Source organism: Archangium violaceum (genome assembly GCF_016859125.1).
In the GTDB taxonomy this organism is placed as follows: domain Bacteria; phylum Myxococcota; class Myxococcia; order Myxococcales; family Myxococcaceae; genus Archangium; species Archangium violaceum_A.
The window spans coordinates 7,658,631-7,684,054 of record NZ_CP069338.1; the positions used below are offsets into that span (position 1 = coordinate 7,658,631).

Annotated in this window: 25 protein-coding genes; 15 read left to right on the top strand and 10 right to left on the bottom strand. The window is 69.1% G+C overall.

Going from position 1 to position 25,424, the window contains the following annotated elements:
* Window positions 1-20: 20 nt before the first annotated feature.
* Together JQX13_RS32795 and JQX13_RS32800 are read left to right on the top strand one after the other, a co-directional pair.
* On the top strand, window positions 21-3,176 hold the full coding sequence (locus tag JQX13_RS32795) for a tetratricopeptide repeat-containing serine/threonine-protein kinase (RefSeq protein ID WP_203403408.1): 3,156 nt from the start codon (window positions 21-23) through the stop codon (window positions 3,174-3,176).
* Window positions 3,177-3,501: 325 nt separating this feature from the next.
* On the top strand, window positions 3,502-4,182 hold the full coding sequence (locus JQX13_RS32800; protein WP_343211028.1) for a helix-turn-helix domain-containing protein: 681 nt from the start codon (window positions 3,502-3,504) through the stop codon (window positions 4,180-4,182).
* Between the two features lie 90 nt (window positions 4,183-4,272).
* Here JQX13_RS32800 and JQX13_RS32805 read toward each other — a convergent pair whose 3' ends face one another.
* Window positions 4,273-4,731, bottom strand: a complete 459-nt coding sequence (locus JQX13_RS32805; protein WP_239013999.1) for a hypothetical protein — start codon at window positions 4,729-4,731, stop codon at window positions 4,273-4,275.
* Window positions 4,732-4,962: 231 nt separating this feature from the next.
* Here JQX13_RS32805 and JQX13_RS32810 point away from each other — a divergent pair, with 231 nt between their 5' ends.
* From JQX13_RS32810 to JQX13_RS32825, 4 genes are all read left to right on the top strand, one after another.
* A complete protein-coding gene (locus tag JQX13_RS32810) occupies window positions 4,963-5,685 on the top strand; it encodes an RNA polymerase sigma factor (protein WP_203403410.1) in 723 nt (240 codons plus the stop codon).
* Complete coding sequence (locus JQX13_RS32815) at window positions 5,682-7,127, top strand: serine/threonine-protein kinase (RefSeq protein WP_203403411.1); 1,446 nt, start codon at window positions 5,682-5,684, stop codon at window positions 7,125-7,127. Before JQX13_RS32810 ends, JQX13_RS32815 begins: the two co-directional genes overlap by 4 nt.
* A gap of 120 nt (window positions 7,128-7,247) precedes the next feature.
* Complete coding sequence (locus JQX13_RS32820) at window positions 7,248-7,691, top strand: hypothetical protein (protein ID WP_203403412.1); 444 nt, start codon at window positions 7,248-7,250, stop codon at window positions 7,689-7,691.
* A gap of 8 nt (window positions 7,692-7,699) precedes the next feature.
* Complete coding sequence (locus tag JQX13_RS32825) at window positions 7,700-8,269, top strand: thiol-disulfide oxidoreductase DCC family protein (RefSeq protein ID WP_203403413.1); 570 nt, start codon at window positions 7,700-7,702, stop codon at window positions 8,267-8,269.
* Window positions 8,270-8,378: 109 nt separating this feature from the next.
* Here the strand turns inward: JQX13_RS32825 and JQX13_RS32830 are convergent, their stop codons facing one another.
* A complete protein-coding gene (locus JQX13_RS32830) occupies window positions 8,379-8,783 on the bottom strand; it encodes a GIY-YIG nuclease family protein (protein ID WP_203403414.1) in 405 nt (134 codons plus the stop codon).
* A gap of 40 nt (window positions 8,784-8,823) precedes the next feature.
* Window positions 8,824-9,390 carry a hypothetical protein gene (locus JQX13_RS32835; RefSeq protein WP_203403415.1) on the bottom strand — a complete coding sequence of 189 codons (567 nt, stop codon included), beginning with the start codon at window positions 9,388-9,390 and terminating at the stop codon, window positions 8,824-8,826.
* Window positions 9,391-9,826: 436 nt separating this feature from the next.
* Between JQX13_RS32835 and JQX13_RS32840 the strand changes: the two genes are divergently transcribed.
* The 4 genes from JQX13_RS32840 to JQX13_RS32855 all read left to right on the top strand — a co-directional run bounded on the left by JQX13_RS32840 (window position 9,827) and on the right by JQX13_RS32855 (window position 13,945).
* A complete protein-coding gene (locus JQX13_RS32840) occupies window positions 9,827-10,483 on the top strand; it encodes an Isoquinoline 1-oxidoreductase subunit (RefSeq protein ID WP_203403416.1) in 657 nt (218 codons plus the stop codon).
* Window positions 10,480-10,941 carry a (2Fe-2S)-binding protein gene (locus tag JQX13_RS32845; RefSeq protein ID WP_203403417.1) on the top strand — a complete coding sequence of 154 codons (462 nt, stop codon included), beginning with the start codon at window positions 10,480-10,482 and terminating at the stop codon, window positions 10,939-10,941. The genes JQX13_RS32840 and JQX13_RS32845 overlap by 4 nt, the downstream gene beginning before the upstream one ends.
* 10 nt (window positions 10,942-10,951) lie before the next feature.
* The gene (locus JQX13_RS32850; RefSeq protein WP_203403418.1) at window positions 10,952-13,249 is read left to right on the top strand and encodes a xanthine dehydrogenase family protein molybdopterin-binding subunit; all 2,298 of its coding nucleotides are present in this window, start codon (window positions 10,952-10,954) and stop codon (window positions 13,247-13,249) included.
* Window positions 13,250-13,567: 318 nt separating this feature from the next.
* Window positions 13,568-13,945 carry a hypothetical protein gene (locus JQX13_RS32855; protein ID WP_203403419.1) on the top strand — a complete coding sequence of 126 codons (378 nt, stop codon included), beginning with the start codon at window positions 13,568-13,570 and terminating at the stop codon, window positions 13,943-13,945.
* Between the two features lie 15 nt (window positions 13,946-13,960).
* Here the strand turns inward: JQX13_RS32855 and JQX13_RS32860 are convergent, their stop codons facing one another.
* On the bottom strand, window positions 13,961-15,367 hold the full coding sequence (locus tag JQX13_RS32860) for a M1 family metallopeptidase (protein WP_203403420.1): 1,407 nt from the start codon (window positions 15,365-15,367) through the stop codon (window positions 13,961-13,963).
* 77 nt (window positions 15,368-15,444) lie between these two features.
* Between JQX13_RS32860 and JQX13_RS32865 the strand changes: the two genes are divergently transcribed.
* Both JQX13_RS32865 and JQX13_RS32870 read left to right on the top strand, forming a co-directional pair.
* A complete protein-coding gene (locus JQX13_RS32865) occupies window positions 15,445-16,494 on the top strand; it encodes a class I SAM-dependent methyltransferase (protein ID WP_203403421.1) in 1,050 nt (349 codons plus the stop codon).
* On the top strand, window positions 16,491-16,820 hold the full coding sequence (locus tag JQX13_RS32870; protein WP_203403422.1) for a DMT family transporter: 330 nt from the start codon (window positions 16,491-16,493) through the stop codon (window positions 16,818-16,820). The genes JQX13_RS32865 and JQX13_RS32870 overlap by 4 nt, the downstream gene beginning before the upstream one ends.
* 130 nt (window positions 16,821-16,950) lie before the next feature.
* On the opposite strand, the gene JQX13_RS32875 is transcribed toward JQX13_RS32870, so the two are convergent.
* The 3 genes from JQX13_RS32875 to JQX13_RS32885 form a co-directional block, all read right to left on the bottom strand.
* Window positions 16,951-17,166: a hypothetical protein gene (locus tag JQX13_RS32875; RefSeq protein WP_203403423.1), complete on the bottom strand. Its 216-nt coding sequence runs from the start codon at window positions 17,164-17,166 to the stop codon at window positions 16,951-16,953.
* A gap of 14 nt (window positions 17,167-17,180) precedes the next feature.
* The gene (locus tag JQX13_RS32880) at window positions 17,181-17,903 is read right to left on the bottom strand and encodes a YcnI family protein (RefSeq protein WP_203403424.1); all 723 of its coding nucleotides are present in this window, start codon (window positions 17,901-17,903) and stop codon (window positions 17,181-17,183) included.
* A gap of 81 nt (window positions 17,904-17,984) precedes the next feature.
* On the bottom strand, window positions 17,985-18,713 hold the full coding sequence (locus tag JQX13_RS32885; protein ID WP_203403425.1) for an SDR family NAD(P)-dependent oxidoreductase: 729 nt from the start codon (window positions 18,711-18,713) through the stop codon (window positions 17,985-17,987).
* Between the two features lie 215 nt (window positions 18,714-18,928).
* Between JQX13_RS32885 and JQX13_RS32890 the strand changes: the two genes are divergently transcribed.
* Window positions 18,929-20,089, top strand: coding sequence for an ATP-grasp domain-containing protein (locus tag JQX13_RS32890; protein WP_203403426.1), 1,161 nt, complete (start codon window positions 18,929-18,931; stop codon window positions 20,087-20,089).
* A gap of 18 nt (window positions 20,090-20,107) precedes the next feature.
* On the opposite strand, the gene JQX13_RS32895 is transcribed toward JQX13_RS32890, so the two are convergent.
* Together JQX13_RS32895 and JQX13_RS32900 are read right to left on the bottom strand one after the other, a co-directional pair.
* The gene (locus JQX13_RS32895; RefSeq protein ID WP_203403427.1) at window positions 20,108-20,881 is read right to left on the bottom strand and encodes an alpha/beta hydrolase; all 774 of its coding nucleotides are present in this window, start codon (window positions 20,879-20,881) and stop codon (window positions 20,108-20,110) included.
* A 70-nt stretch (window positions 20,882-20,951) separates the two neighbouring features.
* Window positions 20,952-22,568, bottom strand: a complete 1,617-nt coding sequence (locus tag JQX13_RS32900) for a hypothetical protein (protein WP_203403428.1) — start codon at window positions 22,566-22,568, stop codon at window positions 20,952-20,954.
* 352 nt (window positions 22,569-22,920) lie between these two features.
* Here JQX13_RS32900 and JQX13_RS32905 point away from each other — a divergent pair, with 352 nt between their 5' ends.
* Both JQX13_RS32905 and JQX13_RS32910 read left to right on the top strand, forming a co-directional pair.
* Complete coding sequence (locus tag JQX13_RS32905) at window positions 22,921-23,610, top strand: GNAT family N-acetyltransferase (RefSeq protein WP_203403429.1); 690 nt, start codon at window positions 22,921-22,923, stop codon at window positions 23,608-23,610.
* A 192-nt stretch (window positions 23,611-23,802) separates the two neighbouring features.
* Window positions 23,803-24,831, top strand: a complete 1,029-nt coding sequence (locus JQX13_RS32910; protein WP_203403430.1) for a tetratricopeptide repeat protein — start codon at window positions 23,803-23,805, stop codon at window positions 24,829-24,831.
* On the opposite strand, the gene JQX13_RS32915 is transcribed toward JQX13_RS32910, so the two are convergent.
* A complete protein-coding gene (locus JQX13_RS32915; RefSeq protein WP_203403431.1) occupies window positions 24,798-25,415 on the bottom strand; it encodes an HmuY family protein in 618 nt (205 codons plus the stop codon). The genes JQX13_RS32910 and JQX13_RS32915 overlap by 34 nt on opposite strands.
* Between the last annotated feature and the right edge of the window lie 9 nt (window positions 25,416-25,424).

The window sequence follows — 25,424 nt, forward strand, 5'->3', positions numbered from 1 at the left end:
CGCGCACAGGGGAGACCAGTATGGCGGAGAGTCCGATCGACAGCATCTGCCCCGAGGAGAACTTCGTGCGGGAAGCCGCCCTGGGACGTCTCCCGGAGGCGGAGGTCGCGCGGCTGCTCGAGCATGCGGAGAAGTGCCCTTCGTGCAGCCGGATGCTGGTGCGCAGCGGCGTCGCTTCGTCGGAGGACGTGCCCACCAACGTGGTGACGTCGCCCGCGCCCCTGCCCGAGAGCCCTCCCGAGGAGGAGCTGCCTCGCGGCGCGACGGTGGGGCGCTTCATGGTGCTGGCGAAGCTGGGTGCCGGCGGCATGGGCGTGGTGTACGCCGCGTATGACCCCGAGCTGGACCGCAAGCTCGCCCTCAAGCTGCTCCATCCGAGGTCCGACCAGGTGGAGAAGAGCGGTGGACAGGCCCGCCTGTTGCGCGAGGCGCAGGCGATGGCGCGCCTGTCCCATCCCCATGTCATCTCCATCTACGACGTGGGCACGTGGCGCGAGCGCGTCTTCATCGCCATGGAGCTGGTGGAGGGGCCCTCGCTGCGCGACTGGCTCAAGCAGGGGCCGCGCGCCTGGCGCGAGGTGGTGGAGGTGTTCCTCTCCGCTGGACGGGGGCTCGCGGCCGCGCACGCGGCGGGCCTGGTGCACCGCGACTTCAAGCCGGACAACGTGCTGATGGGGAAGGATGGGCGGGTGCGCGTGCTGGACTTCGGTCTCGCGCGGCAGGCCTCGGCCTCCGATGAGCCGCTCCCTCCCCCCACGGAGCTCGAGGTGCCCCTGCCCGAGCGGGGCAGCTCGCCGCTGGACACGCCCCTCACCCGCGTGGGCCAGGTCATCGGCACGCCGGCCTACATGGCGCCGGAGTCGTACGGCGGAGGCGTCTTCGACGCGCGGGCGGACCAGTTCAGCTACTGCGTGGCCCTCTACGAGGCCCTCTATGGCGAGCGGCCCCATGGCCGGACTCCGGGCCCGCCCTCCACGTGGCGCACCCCGGAGCCACCTCGCGATGGACGGGTGCCCGCCAACGTGCGGCGCATCGTGCTGCGCGGGCTCGACCCGAAGCCCGAGCAGCGCTTCCCCTCCATGGAGGCCCTGCTCGAGGCGCTCGGTCAGACACTGCCGAAACACCAGCGCCACTGGATGGTGGCCGCGAGCATCCTGTTGCTCTCCCTGGGCATCGGGCTGCCCCTCCAGCTCCGGACCCCCGCGGAGCAGCCCTGCCGGGGGGGAGTCCTCCGCCTGGAGGGGTTGTGGGACGCCACGCGCAAGGAGGTGCTCGGCCGGGCCTTCCGCGCCACCGGCAGGCCCAACGCGGCCGAGTCCTGGGAGCGCACGGCGCAGGTGCTGGACGGCTACGCCCAGGACTGGGTGTCCATGCACGCCGAGGCCTGTGAGGCCACGCGGGTCCGGGGCGAGCAGTCCGACGAGGTGCTCTCGCTGCGCATGGCCTGCCTCGAGCGGCGGCGGCAGTCGCTCCAGGCCCTCACCGACGTCTATGCCCACGCGAACGCCGCGCTGGTGGATCAGGCGGCGAAGGCCGCCCACGCGCTGCCGCCCCTGTCGGGCTGCGCCAACGTGGAGGCGCTGCGGGCCACCCTCCGCCCACCGGAGGACGCGGCCAGCCTCGAGAAGGTGGAGCAGCTGCGGCTCCGGTTCGCCGAGGCCCGGGCCCTCTTCGACAGCGGCCAGTTCAAGCCCGCCCTGGAGCGCATCGGCGAGCTCTCCGAGGAGGCGGAGGCCCTGCGCTACCGCCCGTTGCAGGCCGAGGTGCTCGAGCTGCGCGGGGCCCTGGAGGAGAAGGCCGGAAACTTCCAGGCCTCCGAGGCCTCGCTCCGGCAGGCGGTGTGGGCCGCGGAGGCGGGCCGCCACGACGAGGTGATCGCCTCGGCCTCGGCCCGGCTGGTGCGCTCGGCGATGCTCCAGGCGCACTACGACAAGGGCCGCGAGTGGGCCGAGCACGCGCGCGCGGTGCTGGAGCGGATGGGCGGGGATGAGCGCATCGAGGCCTTCGTCACCAACGCGCTGGGCGCCATCCACCTGCGCGAGGACAAGACGGAGGAGTCCCTGGCGCTCTTCCGTCAGGTGGTGGCGCTGCGGCAGAAGGTCTATTCCCCCGAGCATCCGGAGGTGGCGGCGGCCCTCAACAACCTGGGGGCCTCGCTCGTCAAATCCGGGCGGTTGGAGGAGGGGCGCGAGGTCCTGGCACGGGCGCAGGCCCTCTACGAGAAGGCGCTCGGCCCCAACCACCCGGAGACGGGCAATGCGCTGCACAACCTGGGACAGCTGGCGTCGAAGGCCGGGGACGACGAGGCGGCCCTGGGCTACTTCCAACGGGCCCTGGCGGCGCGGGATGCGGGGCTGGGCGCGGAGCATCCGGAGGTGGGCGCGACGCTGGACTCCCTCGGCGCCATCCAGGGGAACCTGCGCCAGTACGCGCGGAGCCTCTCCTCCTACGAGCAGAGCCTGGCCATCCGGAAGAAGGCCTTCGGACCCGGGCACACGGATGTCGCGACCAGTCAGGTGGGCGTGGGCAATGCCCTCAGTGGGCTGGGCAGGAAGCGCGAGGCGCTGGAGCAATTCCGGCAGGCGTTGCGGATCGCCGAGGCGGCGCCGGAGCACAACGCCGTCGATCTCGTCTATCCCCTGTTCGGCAGCGCCGGGGTGCTCCGGGCCCTGGGCCGGCGCGCCGAGTCCCTGGCCGACTACCAGCGTGCGCTCGGCCTGGCGGAGAAGGAGGTGGGCAAGGACTCCATGGAGACCGCCATCGTGCTGGAGGGGCTGGCCGACTGGTACCGGGAGGGCGGACAACACCTGCGGGCGTTGGAGCACTACAAGCGTTCCCTCGCGTTGTACGAGAAGCTGCTTTCGGCCCACCATCCGGATGTGTTCGGACTGCTCGTGGGGATCGGCGAGTGCCAGCTGGCGCTGAACGCTCCGGCCCAGGCGATCGCGCCGCTGGAGCGGGCCCTGACGTTGGTGGGCGCTCCACGCCTTCCGCCGGAGCGGGTGACGGACCTGCGGTTCCTCCTGGGTCGAGCCCTCTGGGAGGGAGGCGCGGAGGATGTACGTGCACGCGCTCGGACGCTCGTCTCCCAGGCGTACAAGGAGCTCCTCGCGGCGCACAAGGAACCGGAGGCCTCCCGGGTGGCGGCGTGGCTGGAGGCACACGGCGGACAATAGGGAAGGTGCTTGCTCTTCCCGGCTGGTCCTCGTCCTGGCGGGGCGGATTGACAGTGCCTCCGCTAAAACGGATATTGCGTCCGTCTGCTAAGGCGGACATGGTTCCGCTATCGGAGAAATCATCCGCCATGAATCAGGCTGCCGAAGTGATCAATCTCGATGAGTTCCGGAAGCGGCGTGAGTCCAGACCTTCGTCGACTCGGTCGCCCGCCCCCATGAGTCTCTGGACGCCAGTGTGGGTGTGGGTCATGGTCTGGCCCACGTGAAATCGGTTCGTGAAAATACGCCTCCCTCGGCGGAGGACACTGAGAGCACCCCTTCGCCCGTGAAGGGAAAGGGGCGGAAGAAGGAGCAGGGCGCCAAGAAGGCGGAAGCTCCCCCACCCGAAGCACCCTCCTCCGAGGAGGAGTGGGCCTACGAGGTGGCGCACTCGGATGCGTCGACCGATCTGGCGCCCATCGTGGGCCGCAACCTGCGCCGTCTGCGCACCCAGCGGGGCCTGTCCCTGGAGCGGCTGGCCAAGGCGTCCGGGGTGAGCCGGGCCATGCTGGGGCAGATCGAGCTGGGGCAGAGCGCGCCCACCATCAACGTCATCTGGAAGATCGCCCGGGCGTTGGGCATCCCGTTCTCGGCGCTGATCAGCACCACGGCGCAGAGCGGTACCCGGTTGATGCGCGCCAATCAGTCGAAGCGGCTCGCCTCCCATGACGGGAGCTTCAGCTCGCGCGCGCTCTTCCCGTTCGACGAGCCGAGGCGCGTGGAGTTCTACGAGCTGCGGCTGGCCGCGCACGCCGAGGAGCACGCGGACGCGCACCCGCCGGGGACGATGGAGAACCTGGTGGTGACGGTGGGGACGGTGGAGATCGACCGGGGTGACGAGCACCACGTGCTGGCCGCGGGAGACGCGATCCTGTTCGAGGCGGACGTGGCGCACGTCTACCGGAACACGGGCAACGTGGACGCGGTGATGTACCTGGTGATGACGTACGCGGAGACGGTCGGCTAGACGTTCGGAGCCCCCCCGGAAACACGAAGAGCCGGCGGGCCCTCGGGGCTTCTCGCCGGCTCTCGTGCTTCAGGCCCTCGGGGCCCGGTGCTACTTCGCGGTGCACATCATCATGGGCATGCCGTTGCACATCATCATCATCGGCATCCCCATGGCCATCATGGAGTTCATCGCGTCACAGCAGTCCTTCATCATCTCCATCTGGCCCGGGTCCATGGGCATCACCCGGCACATCATGCCGTCCTTGCCCATCTCACAGGTCATCCGGCCCATCATCGGCATCCGCATCATCATGGGCATCATCATGGGCATGCCGCCCATCATCGGGTTCATGCCCATCATCGGCATTTGACCGCCCATCATCATCGGGTTCATGCCCATCATCGGCATGGGCATCATGCCGCCCATCATCGGGTTCATGCCGCCCATCATCGGCATGGGCATCATGCCGCCCATCATCGGATTCATGCCCATCATCGGCATCTGACCGCCCATCATCGGGCTCATTCCGGGCTGCATGGGCATGGGCATCTGGGAAGCTGGGGTCATGGCTCGTCCTCGTGTGACTGTGACTGTGGGTATGACTTCGGGCAGGGGACGGTAGAGAGCGGGGTACACCCGGACAATGCCCCGGTGACTTTTCCTCCAGTGAAACGGAGACGCCGCTCCCCAGGGCGGATGAAACGTGTCCGGCAGCGATCAGTGCCCGGTGCGGATGTGCACTGCCGTGCAGGCCCACCTCCCGAGAAGGCCGCCCCCGAGTTGCGATAGAACCTCCCCATGAGCGCAGATCCGCGAGAGGAGGGGCCGGGCGCCTTCCCACCCACGCGCTGGACCCTCATTCGCTCGGCACGGGCCTCTCCGGAGGCACGGCGCGCGGCGCTCGAGTCGCTGCTGCGTACCTACTGGCGCCCGCTCTACGTCTTCATGCGCCGCCAGGGGCTGGACGCGGAGGCCGCGCGAGACGCCGTGCAGGAGCTGCTGCTGCGGCTGCTGGAGCACGACTTCCTCGAGCGCCTGAGCCCCGAGAAGGGCCGGTTGCGGGGCTACCTGCTGACGGCCGCGCGCAACCACCTCGTCCACCGTCACGAGCGCTCGAACGCCGCCCGGCGGGGCGGGGGCGTGGCCGCGCTGCCCTTGGACTTCGAGCTGGCGGAGCGGATCGCCTCCGAGGATGCCCAGGCTCCGGACGAGGCCTTCGAGCGGGAGTGGGCCTCGAGCGTCATGGAGCGGGCCCTGGAGCGGCTGAAGGCCGAGTTCGACAGGGGCGAGCGCAAGGGCCCCTTCGCGCTGGTGCTCCAGTTCTTCCGTCCGGGCGAGCCGCCGAGCTACCGGGATGCGGCGGAGGCGCACGGCATGTCGCTGCCGCAGCTCAAGACGTTCCTCCACCGGGCGCGGGTGCGCTACCGCGAGCTGGTGCGCGAGGAGGTGGTGGACACGGTGGGAGGACCCGAGGAGGCGGAGGCGGAGCTCGCCGAGCTGCTCCGGGTGCTGAAGAGATGAGTGCCCGCTGCCCGCGCTGCGCGATGCCCGTGGACGACAAGCGCCTGGCGGTGTGTCCCGGCTGTCTCCTGGGCGAGGACATGGAGGATCCGGGGCGGATCGGCGCGTTGGAGCTGGAGGAGGAGATCGGCCGCGGAGGCATGGGCCGCGTCTTCCGCGCGCGCCACGTGAGGCTGGACCGTCCGGTGGCGGTGAAGTTCCTCGCGGGTGAGGCTGCTTCCAGCCCCGAGGCGCAGGCCCGGTTCGCCCGGGAGGCGAGGGCGCTGGCGCTGTTGGACCATCCGAACATCGTCCGGGTGCACGACTTCGGAGACGAGGAATGCGAGCGCTTCCTGGTGATGGAGCTGGTGGAGGGCCGCTCCCTGGCGGAGCTGCTGCCGCTGGCTCCGGCGGAGGCCGTGCGCGTGGCGCTCCAGGTCTGCGACGCGCTGGCCTACGCGCACGCGCGCGGCGTGGTGCACCGGGACATCAAACCCGCCAACATCCTCGTGGACGGAGAGGGGCGGGTGAAGGTGACGGACTTCGGCGTCGCGCGCATCGTGCGCCAGGAGGGGCCGCGAGACACGCTCACCGCCGCGCATACCGTGGTGGGGACTCCCGAGTACATGGCGCCCGAGGCGCTCGCTGGAGCACCCCCCGCGCCGCGCATGGATGTGTACGCGTTGGGCGTGCTGCTGCACGAGATGGTGACGGGCCGGCCACCGGTGGCGGGGGCGTCCTCCCTGCCGGGGGCGCTCGGGACGGTGGTGCGGAGGGCGGTGGCGCTCGAGCCCTCGCGGCGCTACGCGAGTGCCCAGGCCATGGGTCTGGACCTGCGGCGGCTCGCGGACGGGGCGGCGGAGGCGGCGCTGCCTCCGGACGAGGCCATCTGGCTGCGCGCGGTGGCGGTGTTGCAGGCGGTGGCGTGCGCGCTGGTGTTGTGGGCGCTCGTCGTGTCGGTGACGCCCCGGGTGGTGCACCCCCACGAGTTGGATCCGCTCACCATGCAGCCCGCGGCCCGGCTCGCGGATGGCCGGTGGGTGACGCGGGCGCGCTTCGAGATAGGCCCCATCCTGGGCGCGGTGGCGGGGCTCGCGGTGGCGCTCGCGGCGTACGGCCTGCTGCGCAGACACTGGCGCCACGAGGGACTGGACGTACCCGCGCCAGAGGTACCGCTGCACGAGGGCCGGACCTTCCTGGGGGTGGCGATTGCCTGCTCGGGCCTGTTCCTCCTGCGCGGCGTGCTGGAGTGGGGCGCGAGCATCTCGATGCCTCCCTTCATGCCGCTGGTGGGAGGACTGCTGGAGCTGACGGCGCTCTACCTCCTGTGCGTCTCCACCCTGGAGGCCTGGCGACGCCAGCGGCCACTCTCCCGCGAGCCGGTGATGTGGGCCGGGCTCGTCCTGATGCTGATGCCGCCGGTGCTCGAGTTCGGTCTCTACCTGTGGCGCTGGCGGCCCTGAGCATCCGCCCCGCAACCGCGAGAATTCCTTCCGGTACTCCCTGACGGAAGGGGAGGGCGGCGCCAACCTGGGAAGGGGCACTCGAGCCCCGGGCGACCGCGCTCCCCGAGGAGACGTGTCATGGAGCCGAACGCGGTGTCGAGTCACTTCATGGTGGCGGCCTATCTGCTCTACCTGTTCGTGAGCATCCTGCTGACGATCTGGGTGGCGAGGACGCTGCAGCGCAACGGGGCGCACTTCCTGCACGACGCCTTCCTGGGCAAGGAGCGGCTGGCGGAGTCGGTGAACCACCTGCTGGTGGTGGGCTTCTACCTGATGAACATCGGGTACGTGGCCCTGTCGCTGAAGGAGTACCAGACCATCTGGACGGTGCAGGAGGTCATCGAGCTGGTCTGCGGCAAGGTGGGCAAGGTGATGGTGGTGCTGGGCGCGATGCACTTCTTCAACCTGTATGTCTTCAACCGCATCCGACGCTCGAGCCAGGTGCGCCAGCAGCCGCCGCCGGTGCTGCCGCGCGAGTACACCCGGGTGTCGCCGCCGCTGCCGGTGGCCGAGAGGGCCTGAGGCGAGCCATGCGTACCCTCTGCGTGCTGTATGACGAGACGTGTGGCTTCTGCGTGAGCTGTGCCCGGTGGCTGGGGGAGCAGTGCGTGCTGGTGGAGCTCGAATGCCTCCCGGCCGGCAGCGAGGAGGCGGCGAGACGCTTTCCCGAGCTGCGCCGCTCGGGTGGCTCGGAGGAACTGGTGGTGGTGGACGACGAGGGAGGCGTCTACCGGGACACCCATGCGTGGCTGATGGTGCTGTGGGCCCTGGAGGACTACCGGGACTGGGCGCAGCGGTTGTCCCGGCCCGCGTTGATGCCACTCGCGCGCAACGCCTTCGAATTGCTCTCCCGCAACCGGCGGAGGGTGTCCTCCTGGCTGAGCCTGGAGGACGAAACCCTCCGGACGGAGCTGGAGCGGGCCGGCGCTCCCGATGCCCCGAAGTGCGCTCCGGGAGACGAGGCCTGCCGCCTGCCGGGCGGGATGCGGTGCGAGGGATGTGGCAGGCCCCTGGCGAGGGGACGCACCGCCTGCCCGCACTGCCTGGCGGACGTGGTGCGAGGAGCTTTCCCCTCTCCCTCTGGGAGAGGGACAGGGTGAGGGTATGGGTGCATCCGGGTTGAACCCCCTGTCCACGCTGTGGGCCACGGGTTGAAGAACGGGTTCGGTTACCCTCACCCCAACCCTCTCCCAGGGGGAGAGGGAGCATTCATCGGTCCTGGGCCGGAGGCTCGTTGTAGCCGGCCTCGCCATAAGGCCGGAGCCGATCCAGCCAGAGCGCCTCCAGGACCTTCAGCTCCTCCTTCGGGTCCGTGCTGCCCGGCTCCTCCGAGGGAGGCAGGACGTCGAGCACCTCGAAGGTGAAGTTGTCGGCACCGTGGCGTCGCCAGTCCTCCTGCAGGTCGGGTTGGGGGTGTTTGCCGGTGTCCAGCTCGAAGCGGATGCGGTTGAGCATGCCCGGGGCGTTGAGGGCCGCGCCCACCAGCACCTTGCCATTGACGCGGTTGCGGACCGCGTACACGCCCATCGGAGGAGGTTTTTCCTTATAGGCCCGTTTCAATTCGGCGCGCGACGTCGGGCCGCCGCGCCCGGAGCGGTCATCAGGGGGGGTCATGGGTTCTTCCTTGGGGTGATGAAGAGACGAAGAGGGCGCGTCAGCTCGCGTAGCCGAGCGCGATGAGCTTCTGTCCGAGGCGCGTACGGGCGGCCACATCCAGTGGCTCCACCCAGTTGCGTCCCATCCGTTCCCAGTCGGGATCGGTGGTGTCCACTCCGCGAGCCGCGAGGCAGTCGGCCTCGCAGATGAAGAACTGCCTGCGGTAGGGGAAGAGGTAGCCGCCACGCTCCCGGTGCGAGGCGAGTGCCTCGGCGTAGGTGGAGAACCAGCGGTTGAGGAAGACGCCCGCGTCCCTGGCGAAGAAGGCGTCGAAGTCGACCTCGAGCGGGGAGTCCTCACCGCGCTCGTTCTTCAGCTCCGCCCAGGAGGAGAACCCCTGCTCGTGCGCGATGACGGCCAGCGCGTGCTTGTGGCGGATGGACTCCCTGCGGGCGACCAGCTCACTCGGGGAGAGGCGGGCGAAGGCGGGGAGCTTGCGCAACCGTTCCGTGGCGCGAGCGACGCGGAGGGCGTCGGAGGAGCTCAGGTCCTTGAGCAGGAGCGACGCTCGGACCTTGCATTCGCGCAAGGGGAGGGGAGTGGCGGCGCGGGAGTCGGTTCCCATGAAAAGTCCCTCAGCGTCGGCCCTCACCCGATAGTGGGCCGTGAAAGGAACTCATCGAGAACATGTCGACCTGCGGGAGATGCGAGGGTGACGTCGTCTTTTTCGGGTACAGGCGCCCCTCGGCACCTGCGACATGAATAATAGAGGGTTCGGGACTCCTGCAAGTCCGTTGTTGGCGCGGGCCCGGTGCTCCGGCGAGCAGTCCGCGCTTCGGCCTCGGCCATGCGAAGTCACAATCGTTCCACACCGGACAGACGCCAATCTTGCGCTACAACCGTCAGCGAGTGATGGCGATTCCACATGACTGGCTGAGCCTCGCCGATATCTTCAACGCCAACGACCCGGGCCCTCCTGAGGGGGGCCCGCTGGAAGCCATTGAGGTGTCGCAGTGAAACATGCGAGATGCATCTCGACGTCGTCCTCCTCTCGTTCTCGAATGACACCCTCACTCACCCTCTGGGCGTCCGTCCTCGTCCTGATGGGCACGGCGGGTTGCAGTAAACGTCAGCCCGAGCCGACCGCGCGGCTGTCCGAGCTCCTGCCCCAGGTCGGCCCCAACGAGCTCCGTTCGCCCGAGGCGTTCGGCGTCATCGAGGATCGGGCCGATCGCTCACGTGCGCTCTTCCTGGAAGCCAGCCGGGTGCTGCTCCACCCGCGGTGCGCGAACTGCCATCCCGACGGGGACTCGCCCTATCAGCGCACCGGGCTGCAGTCGCACCATCCGCCGGTGGTGCGTGGCCCCGAGGATCGCGGCGTGGTTGGAATGGAATGCACGAGCTGTCATCAGGAGCGGAACGTCGAGCTCGCTCGTGTCCCCGGTGCTCCGAACTGGCATCTCGCTCCCCGGTCGATGGCCTGGGTGGGCAAGAGTCCTCGCGCCGTCTGTGAGCAGCTGAAGGACCCGTCTCGAAATGGCGGGAAGACGCTGGAGCAGATCGTCGAGCACAACGCGCACGATGAGCTCGTGGGCTGGGGGTGGGCACCCGGGGCGGACCGGGAGCCGGCGCCGGGCACGCAGAAGAGCTTCGGGGCGATCGTGGCGGCATGGGTGGAAACGGGCGCGGAGTGCCCGAGCGAGGAGGCAAGGCCATGAGCATTCGCGTTCGCATCAACGGCGTCGACCGGGTGCTCGACGTCGATCCGGAAATGCCGCTGCTCTGGGCGCTGCGCGATGTGCTCGGCCTCACCGGCACGAAGTACGGCTGTGGCCAGGCGCTGTGTGGCGCGTGCACCGTCCACATCAATGGCCAGGTGGTCCGCGCGTGCGTGACTCCGGTCCGCCGTGCGGCGGGGGGCTCGGTGACGACCATCGAGGGGCTCTCGCCGGACGGCAACCACCCCTTGCAGCGCGCCTGGGTCGACCTGGGCGTTCCGCAGTGCGGGTTCTGCCAGGCGGGGCAGATCATGACCGCGGCGGCCCTGCTCGAGAAGAAGCCGAAGCCCACCGATGAGGAGATCGATCAGTCGCTCGCGGGCAACCTGTGCCGCTGCGGCACGTACACGCGCATTCGCGCGGCCGTGAAGAAGGCCGCCGGGCTTTCCGAGGAATAGGGAGGATGCGATGAGCAAGCGACCCATGTTGATTGCCCGGCGCTCCTTCCTCGCGGGGCTGAACCTCGCCGTGGGAGGCCTCGCCGTTGGTTTCCTGACCAGCGACAGCCTGGCGGAAGAGCCGTCGGGGCGGCGCTCCGGACCGAAGCCGAAGACGAGCTCCCAGGCCCAGGAATCGGCCGTCCCCGGCCTGAACCCGAACGTCTTCGTGCACGTGGCCCCGGATGGGCAGGTGACGATCGTCTGCCACCGCTCCGAGATGGGGCAGGGCATCCGAAGCTCCCTTCCCGTGCTGATCGCCGACGAGCTCGGCGCGGACATGGCCCGGGTGAAGATCACCCAGGCGGATGGCGACCCGGCCTACGGAGACCAGAACACCGACGGCTCCAACAGCGTCCGCGGCATCTACGAGGACATGCGCCGCGTGGGTGCCACCGCGCGTACGATGTTGATCGCCGCCGCGGCGAAGCGGTGGAAGGTGGCGCCGGACACCTGCGAGGCGAGTGACCACGTCGTGCTCCACCGTCCGAGCGGGCGCAAGCTCGGTTTCGGCGAGCTCGCGCTCGAGGCGGGCAAGCTCCCCGTCCCCAAGCCGGCGGATGTCCGGCTGCGTCCGAAGGACGAGCTTCGTCGCGTGGGCCGGCCGTTGCCGCTCATCGACGGGCCCGCCTACGTCAACGGGAGCGCGGTCTTCGGCGCCGACGTCCGGCTCCCCGGCATGCTCACGGCGGTGATCGCCCGGCCTCCGGTGGTGGGAGGACGCGTGGCGCGGTTCGACGCCAGCCGCGCGCTCGCCATCCCCGGAGTGAAGCGCGTCATCGAGATGCCGGTGCCGAAGGCCCCGTACATGTTCCAGCCCTGGGGCGGCGTCGCCGTTCTGGCGGACAACACCTGGGCGGCGATGCGGGGCCGCGAGGCGCTGGAGATCTCCTGGGAGCATGGGGAGAACGCGACGTATGACTCGGAGAAGTTCCGCGAGGAGCTGACCGCGTCGGTACGGGCGCCCGGCAAGGTCTACCGCAACGTCGGAGATGCCGACGGCGCCCTCGCCAGGGCCGCGCGCGTGATCGAGGCCGAGTACCACGTCCCCCACCTCCCCCATGTCTCGATGGAGCCGCCGGTCGCGGTCGCCCGCGTCGAGGGGGACACCTGCGAGGTGTGGGCTCCCTCCCAGCACCCGCAGGCCGCGCGAGCGGAGGCCGCGCGTGTGCTCGGGATGCCCGTGGAGAAGGTCACGGTCCACGTGACGTTCCTGGGCGGTGGCTTCGGTCGCAAGTCGAAGGCCGACTTCGTCTCCGAGGCCGCCTGGCTCGCGAAGGAGGTGGGCGTTCCCGTGCGCGTGCAGTGGACGCGCGAGGACGACGTCCATCACGACTACTACAACACCGTGAGCATGCAGCGCCTCAGCGCGGGCCTCGACGAGCGCGGCAAGGTCATCGCCTGGAAGCACCGCACCGCGTTCCCGCCGATCGGGTCGACCTTCGCGCCCACCAACCTGCCTTCGGTGAGGGATCTCCAGCAGGGCGTGCTGGACCTCGGGCTCGGGGTTCCCAACCTCCGCGCGGAGGCGTGCCAGGCGAATGCCCACGTCCGCATCGGCTGGCTCCGGTCCGTCTACAACATCTTCCACGCGTTCTCGGTCAACTCGTTCATCGACGAGATCGCCCATGCCCGGGGCGAGGATCCCCGTGACGTGATGTTGGAGGTGCTCGGGCCGCCCCGGACCATGGGCCTGGCGGAGCTCGGCGTCGAGCAACTCACGAACTACGGCATGTCGCTGGACGTGCACCCCGTGGACGTCGGCCGCCTGCGTCGCGTCATCGAGCGCGTGACGCAGCTCGCTCCGTGGCGCGACCGGAAGAAGGAGGACAGGGCCCTGGGCCTCGCCGCGCACCGGAGCTTCCTCTCCTACGTGGCGGTGGTCGCCTCCGTCGTGCGCAATCCGAGCGGCAAGCTCTCGGTCGATGAGGCCTGGGTCGTGGTCGATGCGGGCACGGTCATCAACCCGGATCGCACCCGGGCCCAGATGGAGGGCTCGGTCATCTTCGGGATGAGCCTGGCCTTGTACGGCGGCGTGACGATGAAGGGCGGTGCGGTCGAGCAGTCGAACTTCCGCGACCTCCGGCTGGTGCGCATCGGCGAGGCGCCTCGAAAGATCCACGTGGAGATCATCTCCAGCGACGGGCCTCCGGGAGGCATCGGCGAGCCGGGTGTCCCGCCTGTCGCTCCCGCCATCGCCAATGCCCTCTTCGCGCTCACGGGGACGCGTGTGCGCGAGCTCCCGCTCTCCCGAGCGCTCCAGGTCTGAAATCGGGGGCCCGGCCGCCCGCGAAGCGGGCGTCCGGGCTATCGCGATTCGTGTAGGCGCTCGCTCTCCGGCGTCCCGGCCGTCGCATGCCTCATGAATTTCGAGCGGGGGGACCCCGGTCGTGGCATGATGTGGTCACGAAGTGCCCCCCTCGCCCATTCCATCGGGCGCTGATTCGATACAGGAAATGTTGCTTCCGTATGGCTTTGCAGGCTCGTTGATGTTCATCACGTTGAGCGTGAATGCGAAGCCATTGTCGGAAACGGACCCGCGAGCAGAGGGCGTGGTGGGCAGCATTCTCGAGAGGAAGACCATTTCATGAAGAACGCTGAAGGGGTCTCGTTGCCCTTTGAGCTGGATCGAAGGCTGAAGCAACGCATCGAGCACCTGCGGGACGTGCGGGAATCCCTGGAGAAGCTGGGCCGGAGTTCGGGCTCACTCCAGCGCATGTTCGCGGCGGAGCAGGAGAGGCGCCGGGCCGCTGCCGCGGCCGCGCCCACCGCGCCCACCGCTCCGGCTGCTCCCGCGGTGAAGGAGGCGAAGGGCCGGACGCCTCCGCCCGCCGCCAGGACGCCTCCGCCGCCTCCTCCGCCGAGCAGCGCGCCCGCGAAGCCGGCGGAAGAGGAAGAAGACATTCCGGCATGGCGCAAGTTGTTCCCGGATCTGTCCGCCGAAGTGCCGGGGCGGAAGAAGTAGCGAGCGCGCGTCGGTTCAAGGGACGTCGGCTGGCACCCCTAGGCCGCGCAGCCAGGTATCGGCGAGCGGCTTGGGGTCATAGCCCGTCTCGGCCTTCACGAGCTCCAGCATCTGCTGCATGCGGGCCGTGCCGCCCACGTGGCTCCGGTAGAAACCGGCCAGCACGCGGTCCATCGCCTCGGTGCCAATCTCCTTCTCCAGCGCGCGGTAGAAGAAGGCTCCCTTCTTGTAGGGGATGTTGGACCAGAGCGGGTGGGTGAGGATGTCGATCTGATTGCAGGTGGCATCCGGCAGGGCGACCGTGTCACCGCGTGCCACGGCCCTCTCCAGCTCTCCCTTCCAGGTGGCCCACACCTGCTCCTCGGCCTCCACGCTCTCGGTCTCGCGCACCGAGCGGGCCGTCAGGTACTCGGCGGTGCCCTCGGAGAGGACGAAATCCTCCCAGCACTGGATGCGCACGCCATTGCCGAACCAGCCATGCGCCGCCTCGTGGTGGTGGACCAGTTTGTCATTCATGGCATCGGCGGCCACGTGCCAGTAGGGGTGGTGTTCCATTCCGCCATAGGCCCCCTCGCCCCAGTTGGCCGAGACCGAGCCCACCTTGGTGCCGAAGGTATAGGCGCCGTAGCGCTGCTCGAAGAAGTCCACCGCGTCCTCGAGGTGCGGGGTGCCCTCGAGGGCCGCGGCCTCCTCTCCCGGCAGGTACCAGACGGAGACCTGCGTCCCCGCCGTGGTGGTGCCCAGTGCCTTCTCCGTGTACTCGCCCACCGCCCAGGCCAGCATATAGGGCGGGGCCTCGCCCGGGATGTGGGTGGGGTAGACCGCCGTCTTGCCCTCGGGCACGTTGCTGAGCTTGAGCGAGAACTTCGTGCTGTCGGCCAGGGCCGGGTGGCAGGGGAAGAGGTTGGCGCAGAAGGAGGGCCAGCTGAAGGTGGTGCCGGTGGGCAGGTAGCCATCGAAGTTCGATGACGGGGTGAGCGTGTAGTCGACGAGGACGAAGCTCGCCCATTCGGGAACGCCGATGTCCAGCTGCCCGTCCTTCACGGTGTAGCTCAGCTTGCCGCAGCGGCTGCGCACATCGGTGATTCGAAGGTTGCCTACCTTCAACGAGAGGGCGCGGCTCGTGGTGCCCGCCATCTGGATGAGGGCCGTGGCGTTCAGCGAGTCGAGCTTCACGTCCAGCGCCGTGGAGAGGATGTCGCGCGACAGATCCTGCGCTGACGGAGGTAGTGGCTGTGAGGCCAGCTCCAGCGAGTCGCAGAGGCTCGGACATGCGGGCAGCTCCGTGCCGTCCCCTGGCCCCGGGCACTGCAGCGATTCATCGGCCACCTCCGGCACTTCGGTTTCGGGATCCGTGGAGCGACAGGCCCAAACGCTCATCACGAGCAGGAAGAACACCCTTCTTGGATGATTCGGTTTCATGTGGGCCATCTCTACCACTGATTGGCATGGACGAAGCGCGCGCCCGTCGGTTACGAGGCCTCGCGGAGGAGAGACTCATGCGTCTGGGTGTCATTCCCGAGAATCCCTTGGAGCGGCTCGTGCTCGCGGCGGGGCTCGTCCCCAGGCCTGTCGCCGAGACACAACTCGCCTTCACGTTCGCGCGTGCCGTGATGGCGGGGGTCGAGCTGGGATTCTTCGAGGCACTCAAGGAGCAGGCCAGGACGGTCGAGGAGGTCGCCCGGGAGCGAGGCACGCACCCGCGAGCCACCGAGGCGCTCCTCAACTGCCTGGTGGGGTGTGACTATCTGGCGTACGAGGACTCGACGCGCCGGTACTCGCTGCGGCCGGTGAGCCGCAAGTGGCTCCTGAACGACAGCCCCCACTCACTCGCCAACAAGATGCGCTTCCAGCTGCTCGAGTGGGAGTACCTCGGGCAGCTCGAGTCGGTCGTCCGCAGTGGCAAGCCCATCGCGATGCACAGCTCGAACAGCGCGGAGGAGTGGCACGCGTACCAGGCGGGCATGGTCGACATCGGCCGGCTCGGTCTGGAGGAGGTGGTGCTCCGGACGCCCATCCCCAAGGGGGCTCGCCGGATGCTCGACATCGGCGGCTCGGGAGGCACCTACTCCGCGGCCTTCCTGCGCAAGTACCCCGGGCTGCGGGCGACGATCCTGGACCTCGAGGCGGCGGTCGCTCATGCGCGCCCGTTCGTGGAGGCGCATCAGCTCGGAGCGCGCCTCGGCCTCGTCGCGGGAGACGTGCTCGGCGACGACCTGGGAGAGGGCACCTACGACTTCGTGTTCATGTCCATGGTGGCGCACCACTTCTCGAGCGAGCAGAACCTCGCGGTGGCACGCAAGGTCTTCCGTGCGCTCGCCCCGGGCGGGGTGTTCGTGCTCCAGGACTTCGAGCGTGGGAAGCGGCCGTCTCCGAAGAACCAGGTGGGTGCGTTGACGGATCTCTATTTCGCCCTCACCAGCCAGTCCGGGACCTGGACCCTCGATGAGATGCGGGATTGGCTCCGGCAGGCGGGCTTCACCCCGCGCAGGTCCGTGAAGTTTCGCACGTCCCCGGGGATGGTGCAGGTGGTAGGGGTCAAGGCATGAACCCGTACCTGCTGCTCGGCATCTCCATTCTCTCGGAGGTCATGGGAACCAGCGCGCTGCGTGCCAGCCAGGGTTTCACCCGGATCCTGCCGAGTGTCATCGTGGTCGTCTGTTACGGCACGGCCTTCTACCTCATGAGCCAGGCGTTGAAGTCGCTGCCGCTTGGTTTCACGTACGCCGTGTGGAGCGGCGTGGGCACGGCCCTCACCGCGATGATCGGGTGGCTGTACTTCCGGGACGCGTTCAACTGGGGCGCGCTCGGAGGCATCGCGCTGATCATCGCGGGCGTCGTGGTCCTGAATCTCAGCGGAGGCGCGCGGCACTGAGCTTCGTGTGCCGCGCGGGTCTCCGCGAAGGTTCGCCTCAAGAGCTATCGATAAATCACCCGGCGGAGCCGCCAAGTGCCCGGATTTATTGGTTTGGCAGGTGGGCTCCAGCCAATTTATCGATAGCTCTTCAGTGTTCAGGAGGCTTCAGGTTGCTCGGCAGCCCCGACCCTTCGGGTGGGCGCTCCGACTCCAGTTGTTGGGTGGGTGGCTTCAGCTCTGGAGGCAGTTGGCCGGCGGGCGTCTCCCCGGGAGGGGTCGTTCCCGCGTCGCCCGAAGGCGGGGTGGGGTTCGAGGGGCAGGCGCAGAACAGTGTCAGGGTGGCAATCAGGAGCAGGGGACGCATGGCGAATTCCTCGCTCAGTACTTGACCCAGATCTCGGTTCCGGGATGGATGGCCTGGAGCACCCGGGTGTTCGGCTCCTTCTCGATCAAGCTCAGGATGTAGGTACTGGGGCTGTAGGCCTCGCTTCCCGCCCAGACGATCTGCGCATCCTTGAAGACCGACATGTCATGGACATGCTGGTCCACCGTGTACTTGTTCCAGCCGGGGGTGCGCGCGGGAACGATGAAGAGAGCCGGAGCGGGATTCTCCGCGGGTTCCGTGCCCGCGTTCTGGCCGTGGTTGTGATCCGTGGTGGTGGCGATCCATTCCACGGTCGACTCGGTGCCGTCAGCGGCCCGGCAGTGCTGGATCGTCGGGAAGAACAGCGTGGTGAAGGCCTGGTCCGGCAGCCTGGCCCTCAGGGTGAGCTTGTAGAAATGGGTGTCGGCGGGCAGCACGTCGGCGCTGCTGGGTTTGGTCCAGGTCACCGATGTGATCGTGTTCGTGGCCGCGTCCTTCGACACGACCGCCTTGCCGAACTCGGAGTTCAGCGGGCGTACCGAGGTGACTCCTTCCGGAATGCGAACCTCGATGCGGAAGGTGTCCGCGCCATCACAGCCGTGGCCCACGTTGAACGTGAGCTCCTGGGTGCTTCCCGCGACCGCGGGGCCAGGGGCGCCCACGGAGATGTGGGCCTCGGCGGCAGTGCACAGCATCGAAACCACGGCGGCGGACAACAGGTGCGATCGAGCCTTCATTCGTGCTCCTCCCATGCGGGCCTTCTAGGGGGAGGGCACGGCCCGAGGAATGTGACATGTTGCCGCACCCTCGGTGCGGATTCAGACCGCCGTCCAGCCTCCGTCGATGTCGAGCACCATCCCGGTGGCGTACTCGCACGTCGCCAGGAAGAAGGCCGCGTCGGCCATGTCGCGGGTCGTGCCCGCGCGCTTCATCGGAACGTTGTTGGCGAGCCCGGCCAGGAACGCTTCCACCTGCTCGGGCGGGACCCCCCAATCAATCGCCGTATTGCGTGTCAGCCCCGGCGACAGAACGTTCACCCGAATACCTTTCGGGGCCAGTTCGACCGCGAGAGAGCGCCCCATGGCATTGACCGCGCCACACAGGCCCGCGCCGCCAGCGTAGTTCACCAGGGCGGCGTGGCCGGCGATGCCCGAGCAGAGGATGATGGAGCTGCCCGGCTTCATCTTCGGAACGGCGTAATGGCAGGCGGAGAGCTGTCCGAAGAATCGGTCGTTGAACAGCTCGCGCCACGCCTTCGGGCGCACTTCCTCGACGGGGCCGAACACCGCCCCGCCCGCGCAGGTCACCAGCAGGTCCACGCGCGCGACGGAGTGGATGAGCTGCTGGAGCTGCTCCTCGTCGCCCACGTCCGTGGGCATGCTCCGCGCGCTGCGTCCAATCCTCGCCACCGCCTGGTCCAGCCGCTGCCGATTCCGCCCGGCGAGCACGACCTCCGCCCCCTCGCGCGCGAACCGCTCGGCGATCGCGAAGCCGATTCCCGAGCCTCCTCCCGTGATGATGGCGGTCCTTCCGTCCAGTGCGCCCATGTGAGCCTCCCCTCGGAGTTGGATGACGGGCGGGATGGTGGCCCTGGTGGGGAGCCGGAGCCAGAAACGGGCCGGTCGCACCCACACGGGGGGTGAGGGCGGGACATGGATTCCACGAAGTCATGGCGCTTCGCGTCATCTTCCCTGTCCCAGAATCTGGGAAGCCGGTATCGTGGAGCGTCAGCCAGATGTCACTTGCCGTCGGAGGCGCAGTCGTGAACGTCGTCTTCATCTCGCCCCACTTTCCTCCCCAGTTCTTTCACTTCGTCACGGCCCTGCGCGAGCTCGGAGTCAGTGTCCTGGGTCTCGGCGACGCCTCCTACGACTCCCTCCGCCGCGAGCTGCGCGATTCGCTGTCCGAATACTTTTTCACTCCCAACCTCAACGACTATGGCGCCCTCCTGCGTGCCACCGGCTACTTCACCTGGCGCCACGGCCACATCGATCGCATCGACTCGCTCAACGAGACGTGGCTCGAGGTGGAGGCCCAGCTGCGCGAGGACTTCCACGTCCCCGGCCTGCAGCCCGCCGACATCGCCCGCCTGCGCTCCAAGCTCGGCATGCACGATGTCTTCAAGCAGGCGGGAATCCCGCACCCCGATGCCATCCCGCTGAAGGATGCCGCCGGGGTGAAGGCCTTCGCCCGGAGCGTCGGTTACCCGCTCGTGCTCAAGCCCGACGTCGGCGTTGGCGCCGCCCGCACCTTCAAGGTGTCCGACGACGCGGAGGTGGACGCGGCCCTCACCGAGTCGCTGCCCGGCTACCTCGCCCAGGCCTTCGTGCGCGGCACCATCGTCACCTACGACGGGCTCGTGGACCGCGAGGGCCGCATCATCTTCCGGCTCAGCCACGAGTACAGCGACGGCATCATGGAATCGGTGCTCGAGCAGAAGGATCTCGCCATCTGGAGCCACAAGGAGATTCCCCCCTCGCTGGATGCCATGGGCCACAAGGCGGTGGAGGCGCTCGGGCTGCGCGAGCGCTGGTTCCACCTGGAGTTCTTCCGGCTGGCCGATGGCGGCTACGTGGCCCTCGAGGCCAACCTGCGCCCGCCCGGAGCCTTCCTGACGGACATGATGAACTACGCGTGCGACATGGACGTGTACCGCCTGTGGGCACGCATGCTGACGGGCGAGGATCTGCGCGACTTCCGCTACACGCCCAGGTACCACGTGTGTCACGCCGGCCGGCGCACGGGCCACCAGTACCGTCACCGCCATGCGGAGGTGGTGGACCGGCTCGGTGGAGCGCTGCTGCAGCACCGTGAGCTGCCCGCCGTCTTCCGGAGCGCCCTGGGGGATGAGATGTACCTCATCCGGCACCAGGAGTTACCGGCCATGCAGGAGGCCCTGCGCTTCATCCAGGCGCGGGGCTGAGCGCGAGCGCCGGGCGTCTCAGCTCAGCAGCCAGCGCATGGCGAGTGGCAGCCGGCGCTGCCAGTCCTTCTCGTGGTGGAGCCCTCCGGGATCCAACACGAGGAACAGCTCGTGGCCGGCGTAGCCCAGCCCCTGGAGGTGGTGGAAGAAGTCGCGCGTGGAGTCGCCGTAGTTCATGGCGTAGCCCACCGGATCCACGCTCTCGTGCTGGCCGGCATCCAGGTAGATGCGCGACCAGCGCCGGGTGTGGGCCGACCACTCCGCGAAGAGCCGGTTCCAGCCCCACATCACCGAGGGCGACATCCCTCCAATGCGGCCGAACAGCTCCGGGTGCTTCCACCCCATGTACAGCGACATGAGGCCGCCCAGCGATGAGCCCATGACCGCCGTCGACTCGGCGCCCTGGCGGGTGCGGTAGGTGGAATCGATGTGGGGCTTGAGCGTCTCGACGAGGAAGCGGACGTAGGATCCACCCCGGCCCTGGATATGGCCGCGTGGCTCGTCCCAGGGCGAGTACTCGGAGAGCCTGTTGGGCGTCGAGTCCACCGCGACGATGAGCCACGGCTCCAGGCTGCCCTCGGCCACCAGCCGCTCGAGGATGCTGTTGGTACACCAAGTGTCGTAGATGGCCGACTCGGGATGGGCGAAGACGTTCTGCCCGTCGTGCATGTACAGCACGGGGAAGCGCCGGTGGGGCTCATGGTCGTACGCATCCGGGGTGTAGATGCGGACGGTTCGGTGGAACCCCTCCTGCGGAGAGGCGAAGTCTCGGATGATGTGGACGTGTCCCATGGGGGGGGGCGGATACCGGGTGCGACGGCGCGTCCATCCACCATAGGTCGCTGGAAGCGCCGCGTCATCCTCAGCGACACAGGGGCTGTTCGGAAGCGCCGGCCCGGGTGGCGATGAGCTGTAGGAGAGCGGTTGGCTGGGGCTCCCGGCCGCTTTCCCAGAGCGTGGACTCCGCCCAGCACTGCACCCAGGGGGTGCTCCAGTCCGTCGGGAGCTCGTTGCACCAGGCCCTCCGCTGAGCGCCACGGGCCTGGGCGTCCCGATGCACCGCCGCGAGCATGTGGGGCGCGAGCTGTTCGAAGAACGCGTTCGAATAATCCCGGGCGGACGGGACCTCCAGGGCGTTCGCACGGAGTCCGGCGGGGCTGAAGCCCACGTGCTCGTCGTCCTCGAAGCGCAGCACGCCCTGATGATGCACGGGCGCGGTGGAGCCCGGGGTATTCGCCTGGAGTGTGAAGCGGAAGTCCGACGACCAGCGGTGGGTCCACACCGAGTAGGTGAAGGTGTCGTACACGTCCTCCTTCACCGATTGGGGCGTGTTGGACAGGCTCGAGCGGGCCGCGCTGAGCTCCCGGGAAGCGGAATCGTAGGCGGCGTGGAGCGCCTTGGCCTCGTCGCAGGCCGTCTTCTTGCTGGAGGGCTCGGGACACCCGACACAGCTCGCCTCGTGCGTGTCCGTCTCGTTCGCGCACTCGTCGTCCATGTCATCCCGATGCTTCTCGGCCCTCCGGTACTCGCGCTCGGCCTGCGCGAGGCGCTTCTCGGCGGCGGCGTAATCCGGATTGGAGACCCACCGCGTGCCGCTGACGTAGTCCACGCTGCGCACGTCCTCGCTGACGTTCTCCATGACGCGCTGGATGAGCGCGTCCACCTGGAGCTCGAGTGGCGCCGGCTGGCCGGGCACCGTCCCGGTCTCCGCGCACCGCGCCCAGAAAGGCAGTCCTGGAGTCAGGCGATGGCAGAGATCGGACAGCTCCCGGGCGATGGGGGGCGACATCGAGCCCTCGAGCCGGGTGGCCACGGGGATGGCGCTCTGGAAGCGGAATGCCTCGCGGGTCTGTTCGGTCCGTGAGCTCGTGTCCGCGCCGGGCGCGAGGCACTGCGCCGCGGACCACAGCACCGTGGCGGCACCCGCCGTGCCCTGGTTCTCCGCGGTCATGGCGAGCTCCGCGAAGCGCGAGGCGATCCGGCTCGCGCGCTCGGTGAGAAGTGTCTGGTAGCTCGGGAGGGGGAACTGGTGGCCACGGGTCTGGAGGCAGGCGAGCCCGGCCACCTGTGTTTCCAGCGAGCCCTCCGCGTTCCACTTGCCGGCACAGCGCTCCGTGTGGAGCTGGCTGGCCTTCTCGAGCATCTCGGTGACCTCGGGGTGGTTGGGGATGAGGTCCAGGGAGTCCAGCAGGGGAGGGATGCACCGATCCAGGTCCCCCGCCTCGCACGGTGGGCGCGCGGACTCGAGGGCCTGGGCCGTGGCCTTCTCCGCGAAGATGGGGACCCGGGTGCAGGCCATCTCGTCATCGGGGGCGGCGGCACAGGCCGTCCGGTAGGAGCGGGCCGCCGTCATGAAGTCGCCGCGAATCGCCGCCTCCTTGGCCTGGGACATGGCCTGCCGGTAGGCGGTGTTGCAGCCGCTCAACACCAGGAGCGCGAGAAGTGAGGAGAAGCGCGAGGCCAGGGGATGCGAGCGCATACGATTGGAGAGGAAGAGAGGCGGAGCGTCAGGACCCTGGACGAGCGAGGAGGCTGTGTATTCAACGGCTTGGCGCTCCCATGGGGGACGCCGCATCGTCGCTCCCCACCATGTCCGTGCCCTCTCGCGCCACGGTAGCCGAGTGCTCGTGGGATGTGCTGCGCTCGGGCACCTCGGACGTCCTCTGCAAACGCCCGGAATCACGACACTCCTGGCCCTGGAGGGGGCGTCCCGGCTTTCGACCGGAGCTCGGGCTGTTCGCTAGTTCCCCCTGGCCCTGGCCGGGAGTCCAGGGTGGCTTGACGCGTTGCGGCATCGAACCCACCATCCCCGAACGACCTGGAGGTTCGTGATGCAGCCCTACCGTCGTTTCCATCCTCATTACCGGGAGCGTCTGGCGCTCGCGGATGGGTCGTGGGCGGAGCTGCGGATGGTGCGGCCCGAGGACGCCGCGCTGCTGCGGGACGGCTTCGAGCGGCTCTCCGCCCGCTCGCGCTTCCAGCGCTTCTTGTTCTCCAAGCCCCGGCTGTCCGAGGAGGAGCTGCGCTACCTCACGAGCGTGGACGGGGAGCAGCACGTGGCCATCGGGGCGGTGACGTGGAGCCCGGTTGGCAAGGAGGTGGGGTTGGGCGTCGCCCGGTTCTTCCGCCTGGCGGAGTCCCCCGAGGTCGCCGAGGTGGCCATCACCGTGGTGGATGATGCCCAGGGCAAGGGGCTCGGCCGGATCCTGATGGACAGGCTGGTGGAGGCCGCGCACGAGCGGGGCGTGGAGCGCTTCGAGTTCCGCGTGCTGGCGGGCAACCTGCCCATGTACAAGCTCGTGCAGGCGCTCGCGCCCTGCGAGCCCGTGCGGGACGATGACGCGCTCTGCTTCAGCGTGCCGCTGCCCACACCCGCTCGGGGCGGATACGACGTGTTGCGCTCGCTGCTGGCGCTCGCGGCCCAGGGGGCCCTCACGCTCATCGGGCCCACGTGCCGGTGGCGGATGATGCCTCGCGCGTCGCCTCCCGCGTCCTACGGGGCGGAGGCCCGGGCTCCCTGAGTGCTCCTCGGGCTCGCCGTCGCGGTGGATGGTGCCGTGAGCGTTCGCGTGTCCGTTCGACTCCGGGCCTTGAAGGGCGGCCTCGTTCCGGGTGGAGGATATGTTGTCGGGGCGCTCCATGAACGTCCGCGGCGGGCAGCCTTTCTTCCTCCGGTGCGCATGCGAGGTACGCTGAGGCACGTCCCTCTCCTCATGTCCTGGCTCGCGCTCGTCCTCCTGCCCGTGGTCCTGCTGCTGCTCCGGCAGCCGGCCATCTCCGTACTCTTCGCGCTGGCGGAGGAGTGCAGCTTTCACTGGGGCGCCTACCGCGGCACGTTCCGCCTCACCCGCGCCATCGAGCTGCTGGGCCCCGACGAGCTGATGAGGCGGTCGCTGCATCAGCTCCGGGTGCATGCCCATGAGGCGCTCGGGAACACCGCACGAGCCGTCGAGGGGGCAAGGCGCCTCGCGGACGAGGCCCGGGCCGCGGGGGATTGGGGGCTCGCCAACACGGCCGTCAACACCTTCATTAACGCGGGGCTCTACCAGGAGGCGCTTGGCGTCGAGCGGGGCTGGAAGAGCCCGGACTCGCGTGCCTCGGAGGAGCTGGGGCCCGACGAGCAGCGGGGCCTGGTTCAGCTCAATCTCTCCGAGGCGCTCTACAACCTCGGGGACTGGGAGGCCGCCAGCGCGCGTCTGCGGGCAGTCGAGGAGGAGGCGGCGGACGAGCCGATCCTCCGGCATGCGCTCCTCCTGCAACGGGGGTGGATCCTGGCGCATACCGGGCACGGCGCCGAGGCGCTCGCGACGCTCGAGCCGTTGAATCGTGGGGAACTGCCCCGCGTGTACTGGAGCGAGGTGGCCTTCACCCGCGCCGCGGTGCTGCTCGTGCTCCAGCGGTACGACGAGGCGGAGAGGGAAGCGCGCGAGGGGTTGGCACTCGCGCGCCGCGCCGCGAGCACGCGCAATGGGTTGTTCATGCTCGGGCGGATCGCCCTGGCACGGGGGCGGTTGGCGGAGGCCTCGCGTCACTTCGAGGCCGGGGCGGCGCACCCGTACAAGGGGCAGGGGGGCGGCGCGCTGCTCGCGTGGGGCGATTGTCTGGAGACGCTCGGCCAGGGAGCCCGGGCCCGGGAGGTGTGGCGGCTCGTGCTCGAGCGAGATCCGCAGAGTGCCGCGGCGCGCGAGGCGGCCTCGCGGCTCGGGGCTCAGGGGGCCGCGGAGGGCGAGGCCAGCCGCTGATAGCGGAACGAGAGCCGCGCCGGTGTGCCCGCGCTGTCGTAGTACGAGAGCATCCGCAGCTTGTAGTACTGCCCGCTGCTACTGCGCACCACGTACAGCAGCCCGTCACGGGTGACGAGCTTGTGCTGGACGAGATCGTAGGCGTACCAGCCGCCCTCCACGTCGCTGAACACCGGCTGCGAGGCGTCCTGCTGATAGCCCTCGGCCGGCGCCGACGTGAGCGCGTCCCAACTCGTGTCCTCGAGCACCGCCACCGAGACCTCGCCCGTCGGGTTGCCGCCTCCTCCGTTCATCGTGATGACGTAGCGCTGGAAGGACAGGTCCCACTCGTTGGTGTCGAAGGCCTCGTCGGTCTTCATCTCCCGGCCCTCGTCGATGTCGAAGAAGACTGTGGCGGACTTGTTCGTCGCGTCGATGATGGCGACGTTGCTCCCATCCTCCTGCGCCGTCACCTCGACGAGCTTGTCGCCGCTGGCCTGGCCGTCGAACGGGTAGTCCTCGCGCAGGTCGGTCGCGCAGCCCGCCACCGAGAGGCCGAGGAGCAGCATCGTCCCGTGAATCCGCATCCGCATGTCGACCCTCACCCCAGCCCT